The 20,713-nt window shown below is 56.4% G+C and carries 15 protein-coding genes; 4 read left to right on the forward strand and 11 right to left on the reverse strand.

Annotation, left to right across the window (positions count from 1 at the left end):
- Positions 1–2: 2 nt before the first annotated feature.
- Positions 3–1,370, forward strand: a complete 1,368-nt coding sequence (locus tag JYB84_RS06155; RefSeq protein WP_207322546.1) for a sugar MFS transporter — start codon at positions 3–5, stop codon at positions 1,368–1,370.
- 6 nt (positions 1,371–1,376) lie between these two features.
- On the opposite strand, the gene JYB84_RS06160 is transcribed toward JYB84_RS06155, so the two are convergent.
- The 4 genes from JYB84_RS06160 to JYB84_RS06175 form a co-directional block, all read right to left on the reverse strand.
- Entirely contained in the window at positions 1,377–1,679 is a 303-nt protein-coding gene (locus JYB84_RS06160; protein WP_207322547.1) for an AzlD domain-containing protein, read from the reverse strand.
- Positions 1,680–1,713: 34 nt separating this feature from the next.
- Positions 1,714–2,418: an AzlC family ABC transporter permease gene (locus JYB84_RS06165; RefSeq protein WP_207322548.1), complete on the reverse strand. Its 705-nt coding sequence runs from the start codon at positions 2,416–2,418 to the stop codon at positions 1,714–1,716.
- Positions 2,419–2,550: 132 nt separating this feature from the next.
- A complete protein-coding gene (gene panP, locus JYB84_RS06170; protein WP_207322549.1) occupies positions 2,551–4,197 on the reverse strand; it encodes a pyridoxal-dependent aspartate 1-decarboxylase PanP in 1,647 nt (548 codons plus the stop codon).
- Positions 4,198–4,282: 85 nt separating this feature from the next.
- Positions 4,283–5,422 carry a glycerate kinase gene (locus tag JYB84_RS06175; protein WP_207322550.1) on the reverse strand — a complete coding sequence of 380 codons (1,140 nt, stop codon included), beginning with the start codon at positions 5,420–5,422 and terminating at the stop codon, positions 4,283–4,285.
- Between the two features lie 307 nt (positions 5,423–5,729).
- Here JYB84_RS06175 and JYB84_RS06180 point away from each other — a divergent pair, with 307 nt between their 5' ends.
- Complete coding sequence (locus JYB84_RS06180) at positions 5,730–7,214, forward strand: M4 family metallopeptidase (protein WP_207322551.1); 1,485 nt, start codon at positions 5,730–5,732, stop codon at positions 7,212–7,214.
- A gap of 45 nt (positions 7,215–7,259) precedes the next feature.
- Here JYB84_RS06180 and JYB84_RS06185 read toward each other — a convergent pair whose 3' ends face one another.
- The 7 genes from JYB84_RS06185 to JYB84_RS06215 form a co-directional block, all read right to left on the reverse strand.
- Positions 7,260–8,240, reverse strand: coding sequence for a sensor domain-containing diguanylate cyclase (locus tag JYB84_RS06185; RefSeq protein WP_207322552.1), 981 nt, complete (start codon positions 8,238–8,240; stop codon positions 7,260–7,262).
- 48 nt (positions 8,241–8,288) lie between these two features.
- Complete coding sequence (locus tag JYB84_RS06190) at positions 8,289–8,891, reverse strand: uracil-DNA glycosylase family protein (RefSeq protein WP_207322553.1); 603 nt, start codon at positions 8,889–8,891, stop codon at positions 8,289–8,291.
- 204 nt (positions 8,892–9,095) lie between these two features.
- Positions 9,096–10,181, reverse strand: a complete 1,086-nt coding sequence (locus tag JYB84_RS06195) for a M35 family metallo-endopeptidase (RefSeq protein ID WP_207322554.1) — start codon at positions 10,179–10,181, stop codon at positions 9,096–9,098.
- A 380-nt stretch (positions 10,182–10,561) separates the two neighbouring features.
- Positions 10,562–12,724, reverse strand: coding sequence for an OmcA/MtrC family decaheme c-type cytochrome (locus tag JYB84_RS06200; RefSeq protein ID WP_207322555.1), 2,163 nt, complete (start codon positions 12,722–12,724; stop codon positions 10,562–10,564).
- A 61-nt stretch (positions 12,725–12,785) separates the two neighbouring features.
- Complete coding sequence (locus JYB84_RS06205; protein WP_207322556.1) at positions 12,786–14,702, reverse strand: OmcA/MtrC family decaheme c-type cytochrome; 1,917 nt, start codon at positions 14,700–14,702, stop codon at positions 12,786–12,788.
- 30 nt (positions 14,703–14,732) lie between these two features.
- Positions 14,733–16,808 (reverse strand): MtrB/PioB family decaheme-associated outer membrane protein, encoded by a 2,076-nt coding sequence (locus JYB84_RS06210; RefSeq protein ID WP_207322557.1) that lies wholly within the window; start codon positions 16,806–16,808, stop codon positions 14,733–14,735.
- A 12-nt stretch (positions 16,809–16,820) separates the two neighbouring features.
- A complete protein-coding gene (locus JYB84_RS06215; protein ID WP_207322558.1) occupies positions 16,821–17,777 on the reverse strand; it encodes a DmsE family decaheme c-type cytochrome in 957 nt (318 codons plus the stop codon).
- Positions 17,778–18,155: 378 nt separating this feature from the next.
- Between JYB84_RS06215 and JYB84_RS06220 the strand changes: the two genes are divergently transcribed.
- On the forward strand, positions 18,156–18,410 hold the full coding sequence (locus tag JYB84_RS06220) for a FeoA family protein (protein WP_207322559.1): 255 nt from the start codon (positions 18,156–18,158) through the stop codon (positions 18,408–18,410).
- Complete coding sequence (gene feoB / locus JYB84_RS06225) at positions 18,403–20,697, forward strand: Fe(2+) transporter permease subunit FeoB (protein ID WP_207322560.1); 2,295 nt, start codon at positions 18,403–18,405, stop codon at positions 20,695–20,697. The genes JYB84_RS06220 and feoB overlap by 8 nt, the downstream gene beginning before the upstream one ends.
- Positions 20,698–20,713: the final 16 nt, after the last annotated feature.

Consider the following 20,713-nt stretch of genomic DNA (forward strand, 5'->3'; position numbering starts at 1 on the left):
TCATGACCCCTAATTCATCCCAGTCTTCAGGTACGTCAAAGGCCACCACAGGCACACTGCTGCCGATGATCCTTATCGGTATCTTGTTTTTTGTGTTTGGTTTTGTGACCTGGCTGAATGGCGCCTTGATCCCTTTTCTAAAAATTGCCTGTGAACTCAATGAGCTGCAGGCATACCTTGTGACCTTTGTCTTCTACATAGCGTACTTTGTGATGGCCTTGCCCCTGTCGACCCTGTTGGCGCGTTTCGGCTATCGGGCCGGCTTGCAGCTGGGGCTCGGGGTCATGGCCTTGGGGGCCGCGCTTTTTATTCCCGCCGCCTACAGCCACAGTTTTGCCTTTTTCCTGCTGGCGTTATTTGTGCTCGGTACCGGGTTGACCTTACTGCAGACCGCTGCCAATCCCTACATAGTGGTGATTGGTCCCAGGGAAAGTGCCGCCAGGCGCATCAGTTGTATGGGGCTGGTAAACAAGGGCGCCGGGATCCTGGTACCCCTGGCGTTCAGCGCATGGGTGTTGACCGGTATGGAGGCCTACAGCGAGACCGCTCTGGCTGCCATGGAGGTGACGGCGAGGGCCGAGGCATTGCAGAGCCTGTCGGCGCGCCTGGTGGGACCTTATCTTGCCATGGCCTTGGTGCTGGTGGCCCTGCTGTTTTACGTGCGTCTGTCGCCCTTGCCCGAACCTGAACTGGAGGGCAGCGGCTCGGGAGCTGCCAGGGACTGGCGAGCCCTGGGACAACATCCCCAGGTGTTGCTGGGGGCCCTGACCCTGTTCCTTTACGTGGGAGCCGAAGTGATCGCCGGAGACAGCATAGGTCTTTATGGCCAACATCTGGGACTGGCCAATTTCGGTGTGCTGACCTCCTATACCATGAGCTTTATGGTCGTGGGGTATGTGCTGGGGATTGTGGCCATACCCCGTTGGCTGAGCCAAAGGTCAGCGCTGGCGATTTCCGCCATGGCCGGATTGGTGTTTGCTGCCGGGCTTATCTGGGGCGATGAACAAAGCTATGGCCTGGCGCAAATATTGCTGCAGCCACTGGGGATAACACCTGTGCCCGACACAGTGCTCTGTCTGGCCTTGCTTGGGCTGGCCAATGCCCTGGTGTGGCCGGCGGTGTGGCCACTGGCATTGCAGGGGCTGGGACGTTTTACCGCCACCGCCTCGGCCTTGCTTATCATGGGCATTGCCGGTGGCGCCATTTTGCCGCTGCTTTATGGTGCCCTGGTGCATCAGGGCCTGAGTCATCAGGCGGGCTACATCATTTTGCTGCCCTGCTATGCCGTCATCCTGTTTTATGCCCTCAAGGGCCACAGTATCCGCACTGCGCATCGGCAATTGCAGGCGGATGAAGGCGTCAGTGGATAAACAGGGTCAGTGGATAAAAAAGAACACCGCCATGCTGATGATGACGGTCACCAGGGTGTTGCGGGTCAGCAGCACCAGCACGGTCGCCAGCAGGGCGCAGCTGAGATAGGGATTGAAGGGACTGAGGTTAAGGCTGCCATCGCGGAGAAACACTATGGGGGCGAAGATGGCGGTCAGCACCGCCGGGGCCGAGAAGCTTAAGAATGCCTGGGTGCGGCGCCCCAGGCGGATCGGCAGCTTGGGATCCAGCAGCAGATAGCGGCTGATAAACACCAGAGCCGCCATGGCCAGTATGGTTATCCAAATCATGGCGTTATCCAGCCTTGATGCAGCGCGCCATCGCTCATGACTTGCGTCCTCCCCATTGGCTGTAGCCATAGCCCACGGCCATGGCCGAGAGCGACGCTATCAGCAGGCCGCCTGGCACCGCCAGCGCTTCGCAGAGCACCGACAGGCACAGGGCAGTCAGCACACACAGCAAGCTGGCACCGTCTTTGACCCTGGGCACCACCAGGGCGATAAAGGTGGCGGCAATGGCAAAATCCAGCCCCAATGAGCCCAGATTATCCACCGCATTGCCGGCGAGGATCCCGGCAAGGGTCGCCAGGTTCCAGCCCAGGTAAAAACTCAAACCACCGCCCAGGGCATACCAGGGATCAAATTTTGCCAACTTGCCCTGGTTGGCGATGGCAAACAATTCATCGGTAAGCAGAAAACCCAGAATAAGGCGCCAGCGCAGCGGCAGGGGGCTGATGGCTTCGCGCATGGCCATGGCGTATAGCAGGTGTCTGGAGGTGATAAGGGCCGTGGTGACCAGAATGGCCATCAGGCCGCTGGCGGCCTTGATCATCCCCAGAGCCACCAGTTGCGCCGAACCGGCAAAGATAATGGCCGACATGGCCTGGCTTTGGATGGGGCTGAGACCGCTCTCCAGCGCCAGGGAGCCGGCGAGTATGCCCCAGGGGATCACGGCTATGGTCAGCGGCATCACCGCCAGGGTGCCGCGCCAAAAGGAACCTGCGGCGCTGCTGTTGGGACTGTCGGTCATGGCTCCTCCCTGGGCTCTGGGGACTTAGCTATTGAGATTTAGTCTATTAAGACGGATGGCGTGTGTGCTGTCTGCTCAGGACTGCCTAACTCACAAGCCCTCTTTTTCAAAAGCTCACTTTACTCACAGGCCTTACTCACAAGCGGCGCGCAGATCAGCGAGCAGGCTGGTTTCTCCGGCCGCCAGTTCACACTGTTCCGCCAGCACGTCCTGCAATATTTGCTCTGTGGTCAGGGGGTTGGCCAATACTACTCTGAATACTGTCACGGTTTCCCTCAGGTAGCGGGCCGGTTGGATCCGGGTACGGGAGACGAAGGATTTACCCTGTTCACGCTGGGTTTTCTGAATCGCCCGGGTCAGGGCATTGAGGCCGTCGTTGATGGCATTGACCCGTCCGCTGTCACCCTCGGCGAGGGCCTGGTCCAATGCGGCTTTGGCGAAGGATGGCACGTAGCGGTAGGTCAGCAGGCACAGCTCGGGTGCACTCACCAGCTCGAACTCCGGATGTGCCTCGATGAGATCGGCAAAATAGCGGGCTTTTTCCAGCGAGTTGTTTATCAGGATCTCATAACCTTCGCGGCCGATGATCTGCAGGCAGGCATGCACCAGCATGGCCATGCCGGGGCGGGAGCCCTCCAGGGTCTGGCTGCCCAGATCCTTGGAGCCGCGGCGCAAAATGTATTCGGCGTGATGCTCAATGGCGCTGGCCAGGGCCGGGTTGCGGAACAGTACCATGCCGGCGCCCATGGGCACGTACATCTGCTTGTGGGCATCTATGGTGACCGAGTCGGCTCGCTCTATGCCCTTGAGCAGGCTGCGATATTTTGCAGAAAGCAAGGTGGCGCCGCCCCAGGCCGCATCCACGTGGAAGTGGCAGTCGAGTTCTTTTGCCAGATCCGCCAGTTGTTCCAGCGGATCTACATTGCCGGTTTCTGTGGTGCCGGCAACGCCCACTATGGCCATGACCCGGATGCCTTCGGCCTTGAGCCTGGCGGCCTCGGCGCGCATCTTGGCCACATCCACCTTGTTGTCGGCATCCGTGGCTATGGTGATGATGTTGTCGCGGCCCAGTCCCAACAAATCCACCGCCTTGCCGAGGGAGTAATGACCCCGCTCCGACACCAGTATGGCCAGGTCCTGCCAGCCATAGTGTTTCAGCGCCCGCGGCAGACCTTCGCGGCTGACGCCACGGAAGTTGCCGTCGGCCTTGAGCAGGTTGTTGCGCGCAATCCACAGGGCGGTGATGTTGGCGACAGTGCCGCCGGAGCAGAAGGCCCCCAGGGAATGGTTGGCGCTGTGGAGCCACTGCTCATAAAAGTCGGCTTCACGGCCGAAGATCAGGTGATGGATCATGCCCAGCACCTGACGCTCCAGCGGGGTGAAAGCCTTGGAGGTTTCGATTTTAACCAGGTTCTGGTTCAGTCCCACCATCAGCTTGGACAGGGGCAGCACGAAGTAGGGCAGGGCCGAGGTCATGTGACCAATAAAACTGGGTGAGGCCGTATGCACCGACTGCGCCACCAGATGGGCCATGATATCGTCCACATAGTCGGACACGAACCGCGGTGCCTTGGGGATCTGCACGCTGGCGAAGTGTTCTTCGATGTCGGACAGGGGTTTTTCAAGCGCTGCTATGCTGTCGTTGAGAAAGCCTGCCAAATCCCGCGACAGCTGTTGCTCTATCCGCCCCAGGGTCGAATCTGCCGCCTCGGGGACGGTGAAGATTCTCATCAGGGTGGCTTCGGAAGCGGTAGCCTTGCGGGAGTGGTGCTGGGTCATAGCGACTGGGATCCGGTGTCTCTGTTTTCCGGGAAACCGGAAAGACCAAAAGGGAGCTAACTTTACTGCAACAGGCGGTATTCAATCAAGAGGCGGCGGCCTTGGCGGCCAGTTCCCGCGCAAGCTTGAGGGCACACAAATACAGGGCTTCACGGGCCTTGGCCTGGATTTCTGCCAGCGGCAGTCCGGCTTCCTGGGTGCCATAAAGGGCGGTGAAACCGGCATCCAGCAGGGCCTGGTACCCGTGCCCGAGACAACCGCCTATACCTATGATGGGCACCCCGGCCCGCTGGGCCAGTTTAAGCAGCGCCATGGGGGCCTTGCCGCGCAGCGTCTGGGCATCGAAGCTGCCTTCGCCGGTGATAAGCAAGTCCACCTGCCCGAGTTGTTCCTCGACCTTGAGCCGGGTGAGTATCCAGTCGGCACCGGACACCAGCCTGGCGCCGAGCAGACTCAGGGCGCCAAAAGCGGTGCCGCCTGCGGCTCCGGCACCGGACACCTGGCGCATATCCCGGTATCCCTGATCCACAAGTACATCGGCAAAGTGGGTCAGGGAGGCGTCAAGCTCGGCGACCATATCCGCATCGGCGCCTTTCTGGGGGCCGTACACGGCGCTGGCGCCATTGGGTCCGAGTAAGGGGTTGTCCACGTCGCAGGCCAGCAGCAGTTCGCAGTCCAGAATGCGAGGGTCAAGACCTGTGCTGTCTATCCTGTGCAGCCGGGCCAGGGCCGCGCCTCCGGGGGGCAGGCTTTGGCCCTCGGCATCCAGCAAGCGTACGCCGAGGGCCGTCAGCATACCGGCACCGGCATCATTACAGGCGCTGCCGCCCAGGGCCAAAATCAGCCGTTTGGGTTTGTGTGCCAGGGCAGCGCTGATAAGCTGGCCTGTACCATAACTGCTTGCACACAGCGGGTTCAGTTCGCCTGGCTGAAGCCACTGGATGCCGCTTGCCTGCGCCAGCTCTATCACCACCTCGCCATTCGACAGCCGGGCATAAACCGCCTGATGGGAACGGCCCAATGGATCCTGCACATCCTGCTGAAACAGGTCCCCGTTACCTTCCTGAACTATTGCGCTGACCGTTCCCTCACCGCCATCGGCCAGCGGCAGACACACACATTGTGCCTGGGGCCAGCCGTCATTGAAGCCCTGTTTGATGAGCGCGGCCACGTCTGCGGCGCCGAGGCTGTGCTTGAAACTGTCTGGTGCTATGAGAATTTGCATGACAACCTCTGGGTTGCGTAAATGTTAAATGTGTAGGTGCTTTAAGGTCTTATCCTGTTGGTTTGGAGCCTGAAATTACCGAATAGTATGCTGAATTATTACAGGATGCCGTACTTAAAATGGTGAAAATAAAGATTTTTCTTTAAACATCTTCTATTTGTATCAATTTGTAATTATATTGTTACGGAAAATCAACCTGAGTTTAATACTGCACCTTGTGATGTGAATCACTTTGTGCCAGTTTATCCCGACTGAGCGCGTTATCTCAGTCAAAATAACTACAAATAACGACAATAAGGAACGGAACATGAAAGCATACACCCTTATTCCAGCAACTCTGGCGTTGAGCGTTGCAGGTGCACTGCATGCCGGTGAATTCTCTGCTGCCGCTGATCAATCTCTGACTCACGCCATGGGTCTGGCCAAAGGTCATGCATTTGCCGCAGGCAAGTCTTTCACCACTGCCAAAGGTCTGCAAAAGACCAAGCAACAGCAGTTTTTCAACGGTGTGAAGGTATACGGTCATCATCTGGTAGTGGCTACCGATGGCGTTAACCAGTTCATCACCGGCGACGCTGCCGATATCGCTGAAGACTTCTCTGTTACTCCGGCTCTGACCAAAGGTCAGGCTATTGCCGCCCTGAACAAGGTTTTCCCCGGTTCAGATGCTTCTGGTCGCAAAGATGTTGAACTGGTTATCCTGAGCGAAGGCGATGCCCCTCGTCTGGCTTACCGCGTATCTTACCTGAGCGAAGGTAAAGAAGGTATCAGCCGTCCAGCCGGTCTGGTTGACGCCACCAGCGGTGAAGTGATCCGTCATTGGGATGAACTGATGACCGGTAAAGCTGGTAAAGGTCGTCCAGGTGGTGGCACCGGTGGTACAGGTACCGCTTTCCAGGCTACCGGCCCAGGTGGTAACGCCAAGACCGGTCAGTACTACTATGGTGCCGACTTCGGCTTCCTGGATGTACAGGAATCCAACGGCGTGTGCACCATGAACAACGCCAACGTGCAAACCATCGACATGGCGAACAGCACCCGTGGTGGTTCTGTGTACTCCTTCTCTTGCCCAGAGAATACCTACAAGGCTGTAAACGGTGCTTACTCACCGCTGAACGATGCCCACTACTTCGGTGGTGTGATCTTCAACATGTACAAAGACTGGTACAACACAGCTCCTCTGAGCTTCCAGTTGAAAATGAAGGTGCATTATGGCCGCAGCTATGAAAACGCCTTCTGGGACGGTACTGCCATGTCTTTCGGTGACGGCGCCAGCTACTTCTACCCACTGGTGAGCCTGGACGTATCTGCCCACGAAATCAGCCACGGTGTAACCGAGCAGAACTCTGGTCTGGAATACAGCGGTCAGTCAGGCGGTATGAACGAAGCCTTCTCTGACATGGCCGGTGAAACTGCCGAGTACTTCATGCACGGTAGCAACGACTGGATGGTTGGCTATGACATCTTCAAAGGTGCCGGTGCCCTGCGTTACATGGACAACCCAACCAAAGATGGCAGCTCAATCGATAACGCCGCCAACTTCACTTCTGGTCTGGACGTACACTACTCCTCAGGCGTGTACAACAAAGCCTTCTATCTGCTGGCCACCAAAGCCAACTGGAACACCCGTAAAGCCTTTGATGTGTTCCTGCGCGCCAACCAGATTTACTGGGCTCCTACCACCAACTTCAACCAAGGTGCCTGTGGCGTACAAAATGCTGCCGCTGACTATGGTTACTCAGTTGCTGACGTAGCTGCTGCCTTCTCTAGCGTAGGCGTAAGCTGTAACTAAGCCGAACTTAGTGCAATAAAATGCCCGGCATTGCCGGGCATTTTTTTATGATTTTTTCTTGCGTTGTTTATGGCTGTACAGGTTGAGGTCGGCCATCATTACCAGCTCCTCCAATTCCCGGGTGTCATCACATCCGATACGCAGCATACCGACCGAATAGCCTATGGCCGGCAGATTGGTAAGTGCCGCCAGGCGTTCATCAAGGCGTGCGAGCATGGAACTTTCCATGGCGTCGGTTTCCGAGTGTACCAATACCAGAAATTCATCCCCGCCCCAGCGGGCCACCAGATCGCAGCTGCGGCAGCTCTGTTTCAGATTGCGGGCGAAGGCGCTGAGGACTTCATCGCCCATGGCGTGGCCAAAGTTGTCATTGATGCTTTTGAATCCGTCCAAATCAAAGTTAAGCAGCGCCATTCTTCGCCCCAGACGCCTGGCCAATTGTCGGTTCTGCACGAACAGTTCTTCAAAGCCACGCCGGTTGTAAATCTGGGTGAGAGGATCGGTATAGCTCTGGGTCAGCAGTTGGGCCTCGCGGTAAAAATGGGCGAGATCGCTGTTGATGACATCGCGAATGAGGGCCAGCACCCGCATGTAAACCTCGGGGTAGTCCGTTGGGCTGGTTGACACCACGCACAGGCTGCCAAAAATGTGGCCGTCGGGCCAACTGATGGGCATCCCCAGGTAAGAAACCCAGTTATAGGTAGTGTATTCCTGGGTCTGCTGCCAGCGGGGATCGTCCTTGGCATTGCGAACATAGAGCGGCTGCTGTTTGGCAATGACCTGCTGGCTCAGTCCCTGCTCCATTGGGGGAGAAATAACGCCCGGACCAAATGCATCGCCGCCCTTTAACGAGCTGATAAGCACTTCAACGCCCTTGGTGTTGGCCTGGGTGATATAGGCTGCGGGTGCGGCGAACATTTCCGCCACAGTATCGACCAGACTCTGCCAGCGGGCCCAATCTATCTCATCCACCTGCATGTCATTGAAGGAGGTGTAACCATAGCCCGGAAGGGAGTGGCCGCCCATAGCGTCCCCTAAGCGCCAAAACACCAGATCTTAAGTGTAGCCAATAAGTCAGTCTATGAGTGAGGCAACGCGCTGGCGCAATGCGGGCAGGCAATCGGTTTCAAACCAGGAGTGACGTTTAAGCCAAAGGTTATTGCGGGGACTGGGATGGGGCAGCACCATCAGTGAAGGCCAGTGTTGCTGCCAGCGACCGGCTTCGACCGCCAGCCCCTGATGCCCCGGCAGATGATAGTCCAGGGCATACTTGCCCAAGACCAGGGTGAGTTCAATATGGGGCAGCTGGCCCAGAAGCCTTTGGTGCCAGGTGGCGGCGCATTCGGGCCTGGGGGGCAAATCACCGCGGCCATGGGCGTGGGTCCCCGGAAAACAAAATCCCATGGGCACTATGGCAAACCGGGCCGGATCGTAAAAGCAATCCCTGTCGACCCCAAGCCAGCTTCTTAAACGCTCGCCACTGGCATCATCAAATGGGCGCCCCTTGGCGTGGGTCAGGCGACCGGGGGCCTGGCCGGCAATCAAAATCCTGGCACTCTCCGCTGCCTGCAATATGGGTTTGGGGCCCAGGGGCAGGTGCGGCTCACAGAGGGTACAGCGACGTATCTCGCCGAGCAGGTTATCAAGTTGGCAGGCTTGGATGGCAGGTTTGCTCATTGGATACAGTTAAGGGAGGTTTGCACTACCTTGGCCCAGGAGGGGGGGAAACACAAGCCTTTGGGATGAGCCTTGGGAAAACAGCAACAAATTTCTGGGGGGAGCGGGAAATAGGTAAAAAAAGGGCGGAGCCAAGGCTCCGCCAATATTCACAAGGTCAGGTGTGGCCGGTGTCGGCCGAAAAGGAAGTCGTGAACGCTTCTATCAGTTTTGGAACGGGGTATTTTCTGCAAAATATTCGTGGCTGTCGGCGTTGTTCAGAGCCTGATCAGGGTTGCTGATGGCCAATGATTTGGCACCGCTTTGGCCGTAAACCACATCGTCAGTACCGGCAACTACGTCAAAGTGGCTGGTCTCGTGAACTATGGTGCCGCCCTTGGAGTCGGTACCTGAAACTGGTGCAGTCCAGTAAGCATTACACAGGTAGATCTTGTAAGGCTGGTTTGGATATACGTAAGCGTAGTAGCTCTTCTTACAGCTGCAGTCGAAGGTCAGTGGCTCGTTGTTCAGCGCCGAGTCAATCTTGTCGAAGTGTGTGGTGGCTGTGTTCCAACGGCTGCTGTTATAGGCACCGAACCAGGTGTTGTAACGCACTGAACTGGCAGGGCTGTTATTGCTCATCAGGTAGTTCTTGGCATCGGCCGCCATCACACGGGCCGCATCCAGACCTTGGAGAGCTTGGGTTTGTTGGGAGTTGCTGCAGCGACCGGAGAAGGACACGCCATTCACTGTGCCACCTGTGTCACCACCGCCGGTACCGGGTTTGACTGTATTGCCGCTGCCCTTGGCTTCTACGTAGAAGCTTACTGAATCTGAGTGGATGCCATCTATGCCCAGACGTGCCAGTTTCTTTTCCTGGCCAGGGTTGGGGGCAAACAGTTGCATGGAGCTGACATCGTAGCTGATTTCATAGGTACCTGTTTCGCTCATGTCATACAGGGAAGACAGCTCAACTTCATAAGACACGCTCTCGCCGGACTTGAGCTTGATGTAGTCTTGTTTTCCTGGCGCAGGGCGCTTGTAGTGGGCACCCAGATAGTGCTTTTCACTGCCGTTGACCGATACCTTGAACAGGGATTCTTCAACACCATCGGCAGCTGTGTACCACTTGAGGATCTTGACCGGTACATTCTCATCGTTGGTCAGGGTGACCTTGACCATGACATCTTCGCTGGCTTTGAAGTCCTGCTGGCTCATTTCCAGGCTGGCACGAATACCGTCTGCCAAAGCAGAGGTGCTGAAAATCACCGAACCCAGGGCGAGGGCGGAAAACAGTTTGCTGTGCTTCATTTGCTTGTCCTTATTGTGTGTTCTCAGGTTTGTTATTGTCTGAATGTTATTTTTATGTTGCATTTGTTGCGATTCGGAGTGTAAGACGAATTTCCGATAGATGGCAACATAAATTTGGGTTTTTTAACGGTTTTGCAGTCAATTAAACCTGACATTCCTTATTAAACCGGAATGCATACCATAAAGTGTTGGTTAGGTTGGGGAAATCACCAGGATGTATACGGGGCGATGTAGGGTAAAATGCTCGTAACCTCAGGGAAGGCTGCTATTTTCAGGCGGTAGCCGGTGATTGGGGGAGGTATCGGTAAAATATCAATTTTTGGGCTGTAAAAATAAACAGGCAGCACGAAGGCTGCCTGCAAATCGATGGGTATTGGATTTCAGTCAAATCGGATTGGGTGCACCTTATCAACACCGAATGCCTGGCCCTCGCCGTGACAGACGGCGCAGGTTTCGGCGCCAGCCTGGTAGGTACCACGAGGATCATTGGCTGCCCCGCCATTGGTGCGTATGTGTGACAACAGCGATTCCTTGGGACCGTGGCAACTGACGCAGGCCGAGGCTGTGGGTGAGTACTCAACCTCGTTACCCAGTTCGTCCACGGCCGGTGTGGCCGGCACCTTGTTCAATCCCGCCAGGGTCAACTGACCCGCTTTATGGCAGCTGCCACAATTGCCAATGTATTCAGGGAAGGTGATTTCTTCAGCCCGTACCACCGCTGTCTGCCCATGGCGGGCATGGATCAGTACCTTGAAGTCGATATGATCCTGAATCAAGCCATTGGCACTGCTGGCCCAGGCCGGGTTGTGACAGGTCTGGCATTCGCCCTCAAAGTTGCTGCGACGACCGCTGTGATGCATCTTGCTGGAGAATTTGGCCAGATACTGATTGTCATGGCACTGGGCACAGCTTTCATTGCTGACCACAGAGCGGCGTGGGCTGACGCCGGTGTCGCCACTGAGGTTGAACACCACGGCCTTGCCGGGGATCACCGACGGATTGAATGCCTCGTCGGTTCCTGTACCACAGGCAACGCCGGTGAGTGTGTCCCTGTCGACACACATCTGGGTGGTGATAAAGGCACTGGCGCTTGCGGCTGACACCTTGGTGGAGTCAAGGCTGGAAGCGACATCATAACTGTAGATGCCATCGGCACCCGCAACCGGTGCCAGGGTCAGCAAATTGATGGAGGCGCGGCCTTTGGTAAAGTCCACATCGTTGCCAAAACCAAGGTACAGGGTGCTGTATTTCAGTCTGGTATCGGCGTTGGGGCTAGGCTGGGCCACGCCCTTACTGTCCATAAAGCTGACACTGAAGCTCAACCTGCCGCCTTCGAGACGTGCCGAATTGGCCACCAAGGCTGCTTTATAGTCCAGACGTACATTTTCCTTGGCGATGGCATCGGTAACGTGGTGTCCTGCACCTTCATCGTCTTTTTCCGAGTGACAGACCACGCATTCATGCTCGGCCTGATAGCTGGCGTGCATTTCTTCCTTGATGGTCACAGGGTCGGTGGAATCCGAGTGACAGGAACCGCAGGCCAGGGCTCTGTGGTGACGGAAGTTAGCGGCATCCACCGGACGGCCTTCGCCTTCCTGGTGGCATACGCGGCAGTCATAGAGATCGGCGGGGAAGGTGACTTCGCTGAAGTCTTGGAGCCGGCCACCGTAACCCACCATCAGGTAATCGGCCTTGTGGATCTTGTGCACCATGTATCCGAGATCCAGCGGCGCGCCGGTTTCGGGATCGGCGGCATAGCTGGTATGACACATTTGACAATTGGCCGTGTCAATGCGCCGGCCACCGTGCAGGATCAAGCTGGGGGCGCTGCTCAGGGCATAGTTGTCACCGTGACAACGTAGACAGGAGTCCTGGGTATTCTCGACGATACGGGTCATCTCTTCGCTGGCTTCAAGTCCGGTGGCCGGAACGAAGTCATAATGGGTGTTGATCAGCCGAGCACGGTCGCTGTCGAGCCGCAGTTCCATGCTGACCCTGTGGACCAGGCTTGGCGCATAGCTGAGATCCAGTCCCTCAATGGCCGTCACACTGGCCAGGTTCTGGCGGAAGGTGTAACGGTAATGGCCGGGCTCAGGTTGGGTCAGACATTCCTGGCGGCAGCTGGTTTCGATTGTCGGCTGGACCTTGGGGCCGGCCTTGTCTTGGTAACCGGACGGTATGGCGGCACTGTTGGGGGCCACCAGGTTATTCATATAGTTGACCCATTGGGGCGTCTTGTAACCTTCACCTTCCTGGGGGACCAGTTTGGCTATGCCCATCCCCAAGGTGTCAACACCGGGGTAAGTGTCGAGATCTGTGATGGCAACGCCATTGGCATTGGTGAAGTCGAAGTCCACCATCACAGTGCCAGCATCTATGCTGACCTGGGTGATCTTGGCCTTGATGCTGCTGGCCTGATTGAGTGACATGCCGACCGTAGCCGGGGTTCCGGGTTCTCCGTCTTTGCCGTCATTGCCGCAGCCCCACAGCAGGCTGCAGGTCAGCAGGGGAAGCACGAGGGCTTTATATTTGAGTTCTATCATAGCTGTTTACCATTCCATATCATGAGCCGGGGGTTTAGGGCCCGCCAGGCGGGCCCCGCTGTCAGCGGATCGGGTGTACCTTGAGTACATCAACCGGTCCGCCCTGCCCATGGCAGGTGGCGCAACTTTCGGTGCCGGCGGTGGCATCGGCCAGGCTGGCGGCAAAGGCGGCGCCTTGTTGGATCATGTGGTTATGAGTCTGTTCATCCTCGTGGCAATTACTGCAAATTGCGGCAGTGGCACTGGTGAAGCTGCCATCGCTCAGGGCCAGTGGCTGCACTTCTTTTGCCAGCGGCAGTGCAATGCTCAGGACGCCACTGTCGTTATTGACGTGGCAGGTGGCGCAATTGCCGAGTTCACTTGGGAAATGCAGTTCTTCGAAGCCTTCAAACTTGCCGCCGTGCAGCGCATGGATAAGCTGCTTGAAATCCACGCTGGTATGGCTTGGGTTGGCGGCTGTGGCATCGGCGGTGCGATTGTGGTTGTGACACAACTGGCACTGGCCTTCCAGATCGTTACGGGCACCGTGAATGGTCAGTTGCTGATCGCCGTGGCAATTGCCGCAGCTGTCGTTGGCCACTATGGTGCGGCGTCCCTTGGCACTCAGTGCTGTGTTGCTGAAGCTCACATGGCTGGCCTTGATTGGCAGTGCATCCACGTTATCGCCGCAGGCGGTAAGTGAGGCGCCGTCGGCACAGATACGACCCTGAATGGCCAGGGTACCCAGATCCACTTCGGTACCAGGCAGTATGGTGAGACCGGTAATCTGGTAAGTGAAACTGCCATTGCTGCCGGAGATGGGCTCCACCTCGTGCAGACGGATGTTGCGGGCACTGCGATTGGTGTAATCAACACTCAGGCCCCAGTTGGCATAAATGCGCAGGTCACTGACGAAGGACAGGGTATTTGCCGCGCCAAAGACTTCGCCCGTTTGAGGATTGCTGAGCTTGACCGCTACTGTCACTGTGCCGCTGTCGTCCATGCTGGCCGAGGTGATATCAGCCTGGAACTGCGCCAATGCCATTTGCCGGTCGGCGTCACTGTGGACTTCCGCCGTCCATTCGGCATTGTGGCAGGCAACGCAATTACTGTTGTTGGCCTGTGCCGGATGGCCTGTACCGGCCACAAAGTCGATGTCCGTGTGGCAGCTGCCACAGGCTTCCATGGTGGGGACTGTGTGCCAATTATCGCGCTCTGCCAGCATGTCGTTGTCTTTGTGACATACCTGGCAGTCGGACAGGCTGCGGGGGAAGCCTTCCAGGTGTTTATTGTGGATCATGGGCGCGAACACATGGGCAGGGTCGCTGACCCGGGTCAGGTTATGGCAGCTGACGCAGGTCTGGGTCTGGTTGTAGTTGCCCCGGTGGAAAGCCAGATCCGTATGGCAGCCATTACAGGCCTCGATACTGACAATTTCGCGGCCGTAGACAGGGTCATTGCCGGCAACAGTCCAGTCCAGATGCTGGTTGGTCACCGGCAGAGCAGTTCCATCGGCAAGGTTGTCGCCACCGACCTTGACTATCATGCGCTCGGTGGCACCGGCAACCAGACTCTGGCCATTCATGCCGTCGAGCACTGTGCTGAATTTATAGCTGTAACTGCCGTTTTTGAAATCGGTAAAAATGCCCGGGCAATTGGCATCGCAGGTCTCGGCACCAAAATGTTGCCACTGGCTGGCATCACCGGCATTTGTGTAGCCCTGGGGCAGGAGTTGCGCGGCAATAAATCGGGCTGAGGGGATGCCGATTACGGCCTCGTCGTCCTGATTGTGTACCGAGAAATTGACCTCGGGAATGCCATCGGTCAGTTTCACCGAGTTAATATCAATGGTCAGGCTGTCGATGCTGATGGCCGGATCGCCTGCGGGGGCACCCGGTTCACCGTCTTTGCCGTCGCTGCCGCCGCAGGCCGACAGGCACAGCGCCAACAGTGGCAGTAAGCTTGCCCTGTGGCGCGAAATGAAAGAATTAGAGCTCATAATGCGTTCCTTTAATCCCTTTGAATGCCGTTACCAGCGATAACTCAGGCTGAGGCCCAGGTAATGTGCGCTGTAGTCCTGTCCCAGATCACCGAGCAATATCACATTGGGGATGCTGCTTGGGCTCAGGCCATCATTGCTCCAGTCTCTGTCTTCATAGGACTCGAACAGCCAATCCAGCCGCAGCGACATGCGCTCACTGAAGCTGTAATCGGCATGGGCCTTCAGGGTGTGGCGCACGCTGTCGTAATCGCCGTAGGGACTTTCCAGACCCATTTCGATATTGGTATCGCTTTGGCCGTCGGCGTATTGGTAATCAAGGCCAAGGGCCAGGCGATTGTCCATCAGGCCTGCCCAATCGAGCCCCAGTCCCGCTGCCGTGCTGCGATCCCGTATTTCGGCTTTCCAGTTGGGCGTGCTTCCCAGGGTGCTGCCTGCCTGGTCGCTGTCCCGCCAATCCTGATTGGCAAAACCGTGCAGGGACAGGTTTTCCGACAGGGGATATTGGGCCGACAAGGCCAGGCCCGTGTAGCGCACATCGGTCAGACCGACCAAGCTGTTGTCATAGTCTTCGCGGCCGCTGCGCACCGCAAATTGCACACCGAGCTCGCCAAAGCGGTGATCGGCTTCCAGCGATATTCTCTGGCGTTCGCGGTCTGCCAAATAGCTTTGACGTAAATAAGCGTTGCTTTGGCTGTTATAGTCACTGCCGTTGCGATCGGCGGCTTCGCCCTTGAGTCTGAGTTTCCAGTCCTCATTGATGCGCACCGCCAGGGTGGCATAGAGGCTGGATTCAAACAGGCTGTCCCGACTCAGTCCGCTGTAATTGTTGTGATCGTAGCGATAGCCGGTATCCAAAGACCAATCACGGTTGAACCTGTACTTGGCGCCGAGATCCAGTTTTTGGCGGGTTCTGTCGTAGCCGACATTATTGGCCAGACCGCGGTCGAGACTGTCGGTGACTATGATGGGGAACTGCGCTATCTGGGTCTGATTATCTCTGTCCAGATAGCTGTAACGGGCCCTTACCGATAACTCATTGGTGATACGGCCGTTATAGCGCAGCGACATGTCGGTGATGTTCACCTTGGCATCGGCACTGGCTACCGGCAAAACCGGACTTGCGCCATTGATGGTGGCGGGCAGCAAATCCTCGTCCTGAGTCAAACTACTGTAACCGGCGTGCATCAGCACTTGATGTCCGGCTTCATGCAGTTGGGAGTCCAGTGCCAGTCGAACCATCTTGTTGTCGGGAGCCACAGCATTCTGTCCGGCTATGGCGTCACCAAAGGTCGGTTGGAACGGGTTATTCCAATAGAGGCGGGTGTGATCGTTGCGATATTGGCTCATTTGCGCATTCATGCCCGCAAGCCAGCCTTCACCCTGCATGTAGAGTCTGGCATCAACACTGTCTGTGCTGTCGTCGATTGGACGAGCCACCATGGCACTGTTGGTAAGTAGGTTAACATTGCCACGCTGATGGCCATCCCGGGTCTCATGCCGATAGTCGAGCTTGCCCTGGAGTTTGTCGCCTTCGACGTTGGCATTGACACTGAAGCGCTGACGTTTCTTTTCCAACAACACAGCATTGGCATCGGTAAGACCGGGCATGTCGGCGCTGGTGGCGCCGGTTTGCCAATTGCTTGGCAACAGCAGTTCATCGCCTTGGACGGCAAACGGGCTCATTCCCGTGGAATCAAAGCTTGCAAGTCCCTGATAAGCGAGACGTACACCATAGCTGCCGGGTTTGCCGACATTAATCTCGGCTCGACCGGCATCGTAACCCAGCTTGTCGGCGTCAACGCTCAGGCGATAGCCGGAACCTGTTTTGTGGACCACTTTCGCGCTGACATAGGCGGCTGCGCCATCGACGTCATTGCCCGTGCTGTTGAGCAGATGCGGTTCGTCCTGTTGGTAGCTGGCGCCCAGGGTCACGCTGCTCTTGGGGTCTTCACTGACAAGACAACGTTTACATTCCCAGGCTTTCTTGTTGATTTTGTCCCGGTTGGCATTGGCCAGGCCATAACCCTCGGCCTGGGCCGTACCGCAGGCGAAGGCGACTGCGGTGGCAACCAGGCTGAGGACGGGGAGTGATACTGTTCTCATGGTCTGCTCTCCTTAGCGCTGCAGCAGGTTGCCGGAAGGGTGGTTGGAACCATGGACCTGTCCATGGCAGTTCATGCAACTTTGGCCTGCGGTAAAGGCATTGGGCTGGCCGTTGAAGTAGGCATTACCTGTATGTCCGACCGAGGCGTGGCACTGTTGACACAGTTGTGGGGCCTTGATGGTCAGCATGGCTTCGTTAACGCTGCCGTGGGGATTGTGGCAGTTGACGCAGTTATCCGTGACCGGTGCGTGCTCCCACAACATGGGACCGCGCTTCTCGGCGTGACAGCTGTAACAGTTGTCGTTGACGCTCATTTTTTTCAGGCTGGAATCCGCCAGGCTGCCATGGGCATTGTGGCAATCGCTGCACACCATCTGGTTATTCTTCAACGGATGGGCCGAGCGCTGGTGCAGCTGCGCCCTTTGTTCCGTATGACATTGGGTACAGATGGCCACTTCCTGGGATTTATCCCGGATGGGGTCGTTCGCAACGTGGATCTGGTGACAGCTGGCGCAGGGGACATCGGCATTGTCGTGATGATTGCCTTGCCAGGCCATGCGCTCTTCATCGTTATGGCAGCTTAAACAGATGCTGTTTTGCTTTTCAGCCGGAACAGGGGAGTTCAGCCCGAAGGTGATCATGGGATCCTTGCTGTTCTTCTTGTTATGGGTCCCAAGGGGGCCGTGGCAGGCTTCGCATTGGAGATCCGCCATGGGGCTTTTCGGATTGTCGAGGTTGCCGTGGGCACCATCAAACATGGCCATCACGGTGGCACTCTTACGGTGGCAGGTCAGGCAAGTATCCGCGCCTTTGGGGGAATACTTTCCGTCGGCAAATTTCTTGTCGAGTTGAGCTTCCACTTCGGCGGCGGGGACATCTTGCCAGGGCGTAGCCTGCAGGTGCAGGCTCGGCAACAACAGTAGCCCGATGGCAATCAGCCAACGGGTCATAGAGGATTCCATGTTCATTCTCATACTTCCTGGGCGCGTTCTGGTTGAGTTTGTTTTTTAATTGGTTTTTAGCCTGAGGCTAGTGAATCAGTGTAGAACATGATTATTACTTTCTGTTAATCGGGAACTAAAAACCAGACCGAAACTACTGATAATTAGGTATTTACTTTAGGCTGTGATCTCTATCACAGGGACGGTGGGCAGGAGCCATGGCCAAATGAGAGAAACTTGCATTGGCGGCATTTATTCTGCTGCCGTTTTGGCCCATAATAGGCAACGTTAGTGAAAACTATTATCGTTACCAGTTGGAAATTTGATCCAGGTTGGATTACTTGCTCTGGATTTTGGGTAAAATGCCGGAATCTGAGTCGGTGCTGTAACTAGAGTAAATTATCGATGAAATTGAGTGAGCTCAGTCCAGGTGAGCGGGCGGTGATATCCCAGGTGGGTCATCTGGATTTACCGCAGACAGTGAAACGCAAATTATTGTCCATGGGGATCACTCCTGATACCAGGTTGACACTGATCCGCAGGGCTCCCATGGGGTCCGGGCTCGAATTTGATATTCGTGGCAGCAAGCTGTGTATGCGCAAGGAATTGGCAGACATTATCGAAGTTAATCGCTGTGAGACGGGAGATATCAATGACTAAGCAGTTTCATTGTGTCACGGTAGGCAATCCGAATGCCGGTAAGTCCACTTTATTCAATGCATTGACCGGTGCCAATCAGCAGGTGGGCAACTGGGCCGGTGTCACGGTCGAGAAAAAGACCGGCCATTTCAGCCTGCACGGCGCCGATGTGTACCTGACCGACCTCCCCGGTATTTACGATATTTTGCCTGCCGGCAAAAACTGCGATTGCTCCCTGGACGAGCAAATCGCCCAGCAGTATCTGGCAGAGCAGCACATGGATGGCATCATCAACCTTATCGATGCGACCAATATTGAACGTCATTTGTACCTGACGGTGCAATTACGTGAACTGGGCATTCCCATGGTGGTTGTGGTCAATAAAATTGACGTGGCTATCAAGCGGGGGGTCAGGATTGATACGGCGCAAATGGCCAAAGAATTGGGTTGCCCTGTGGTGTCCGTTTGTGCCCGTGAAGCCACGGATGTAGCCAAGGTGCAGGCCCAGGTGGTGGATTTGCTGGAAGGCAAGGTATCCGAAGCTCCCCTGGTGCTGGATTATGACACTGACATCGAAACCGCCGTTGGCAATTTGTTGCATTCAGATGCCGATCTTAGCCGTGGCCGTGCCCTGGCCATGCTGGGTAATGGCTTGGGATGTGGCGCATGCAAGAACAGCCACTTTGAGGCCGAAGTCAGTCGTTGCAGCGATTCCCTGAATGCACGGGGGATGGACATTGAGCTCATGGTGGCGACCACCCGCTTCAACTTTGTTGAGCGCGTATATCGCAGTGCCGTAGCCAATGACGAAGCGCCGACCCTGAGCGATCGCCTTGATACCTGGGTATTGCACCCCTGGTTGGGTGTGCCGGTGTTTTTGCTGGTGATGTATTTGATGTTCATGTTTGCCATCAACATCGGCAGTGCCTTTATCGACTTTTTTGACATCAGTGCCGGCGCCCTGTTTGTGGATCACTTCGGTGCCTGGCTGACGAATATCGGTGCTCCCGCCTGGGTGGTTACCCTGCTGGCCGGTGGTGTGGGGCAGGGTATCCAAACGGTGGCGACTTTCATCCCGGTGATTTGTGCTCTGTTCCTGGCCCTGTCTGTACTTGAAGGTTCTGGCTATATGGCCAGGGCCGCCTTTGTGGTCGATGGGCTGATGCGTCGTATTGGCCTGCCCGGCAAGGCCTTTGTACCCATGATAGTGGGGTTTGGCTGCTCGGTGCCGGCCATTATGGCAACCCGTACCCTGGGCAGTGAAAGGGAACGGATAGTCACCGGCATGATGGCTCCCTTTATGTCCTGCGGCGCCCGCTTGCCGGTTTATGCGCTGTTTGCCGCGGCCTTTTTTCCGGAAACCGGTCAGGACTTGGTGTTCCTGTTGTATTTGGTCGGCATTCTGGCTGCCATAGGCACCGGTTTATTACTGCGCAGTACCTTGCTGCCCGGCACCAGCAGTGCCGTGGTGATGGAGTTGCCGAGCTATGAAATGCCCAAGTTCAAGGCGGTTATGGCCCGTACCACCAAACGGACCAAGAGCTTTATTTTGGGCGCAGGCAAGACCATAGTCATGGTGGTTACTCTGCTTAACTTTATTAACGCCATAGGTGTCGATGGCAGTTTTGGTCATGAAAATACCGACCAGTCATTGCTGAGTCTGGCGAGCAAAAAAGTCACACCGCTGTTTACTCCCATGGGCATAGAACAGGATAACTGGCCGGCGACAGTGGGGATCATTACCGGGCTGTTCGCCAAGGAAGCCGTGGTGGGAACACTCAACAGTCTGTACAGTGACGGTGCCGCTTCAGGAGCGGATTTGAAACCTCTGTCCGAGTCCTTTGACGAGGCGCTGGCCACCATTCCGGTGAACTTGTTTGGCATTGCACCGGATGATCCTTTATCCATGTCCGTGGGCCAGGTATCGGATATCAACGCGGCAGCAGAGGAGCAGGGGGTTGAACGTTCTACTTTTGCCGCGCTGCAATCGGGCTTCAGCGGTCAGTTGGCGGCTTTTGCTTACCTGGTGTTTATCCTGCTTTATACCCCCTGTGTTGCGGCCATGGGTGCGCTGGTCAATGAGTTCGGCAAGGGCTGGGCGGGATTTGCCGGAACCTGGACCTTTGCGCTGGCATACGGCAGTGCCACCCTGGTGTATCAGCTGGGGAGTTTTTCTGCCCATCCGCTGCAGTCCGGTGCCTGGCTGGTTGTGATAGTCGGTGCGCTGCTGGGATTCTTTATCTGGCTGAAGCAAAAAGGCCGCAAGACGCAGCAGATCATTCCGGGGATCAGAATTATCACCGAGTAACCAAAAACAAGTTACT

Origin of the sequence: Shewanella cyperi (assembly GCF_017354985.1) — a bacterium.
GTDB classification, from domain to species: domain Bacteria; phylum Pseudomonadota; class Gammaproteobacteria; order Enterobacterales; family Shewanellaceae; genus Shewanella; species Shewanella cyperi.

Excerpts from the sequence above, each read along its gene's own strand:
- JYB84_RS06155 (WP_207322546.1), top strand. The coding sequence starts at position 3 with ATGACCCCTAATTCATCCCAGTCTTCAGGTACGTCAAAGGCCACCACA.
- JYB84_RS06160 (WP_207322547.1), bottom strand. The coding sequence starts at position 1,679 with ATGATTTGGATAACCATACTGGCCATGGCGGCTCTGGTGTTTATCAGC.
- JYB84_RS06165 (WP_207322548.1), bottom strand. The coding sequence starts at position 2,418 with ATGACCGACAGTCCCAACAGCAGCGCCGCAGGTTCCTTTTGGCGCGGC.
- panP (WP_207322549.1), bottom strand. The coding sequence starts at position 4,197 with ATGACCCAGCACCACTCCCGCAAGGCTACCGCTTCCGAAGCCACCCTG.
- JYB84_RS06175 (WP_207322550.1), bottom strand. The coding sequence starts at position 5,422 with ATGCAAATTCTCATAGCACCAGACAGTTTCAAGCACAGCCTCGGCGCC.
- JYB84_RS06180 (WP_207322551.1), top strand. The coding sequence starts at position 5,730 with ATGAAAGCATACACCCTTATTCCAGCAACTCTGGCGTTGAGCGTTGCA.
- JYB84_RS06185 (WP_207322552.1), bottom strand. The coding sequence starts at position 8,240 with ATGGGCGGCCACTCCCTTCCGGGCTATGGTTACACCTCCTTCAATGAC.
- JYB84_RS06190 (WP_207322553.1), bottom strand. The coding sequence starts at position 8,891 with ATGAGCAAACCTGCCATCCAAGCCTGCCAACTTGATAACCTGCTCGGC.
- JYB84_RS06195 (WP_207322554.1), bottom strand. The coding sequence starts at position 10,181 with ATGAAGCACAGCAAACTGTTTTCCGCCCTCGCCCTGGGTTCGGTGATT.
- JYB84_RS06200 (WP_207322555.1), bottom strand. The coding sequence starts at position 12,724 with ATGATAGAACTCAAATATAAAGCCCTCGTGCTTCCCCTGCTGACCTGC.
- JYB84_RS06205 (WP_207322556.1), bottom strand. The coding sequence starts at position 14,702 with ATGAGCTCTAATTCTTTCATTTCGCGCCACAGGGCAAGCTTACTGCCA.
- JYB84_RS06210 (WP_207322557.1), bottom strand. The coding sequence starts at position 16,808 with ATGAGAACAGTATCACTCCCCGTCCTCAGCCTGGTTGCCACCGCAGTC.
- JYB84_RS06215 (WP_207322558.1), bottom strand. The coding sequence starts at position 17,777 with ATGAACATGGAATCCTCTATGACCCGTTGGCTGATTGCCATCGGGCTA.
- JYB84_RS06220 (WP_207322559.1), top strand. The coding sequence starts at position 18,156 with ATGAAATTGAGTGAGCTCAGTCCAGGTGAGCGGGCGGTGATATCCCAG.
- feoB (WP_207322560.1), top strand. The coding sequence starts at position 18,403 with ATGACTAAGCAGTTTCATTGTGTCACGGTAGGCAATCCGAATGCCGGT.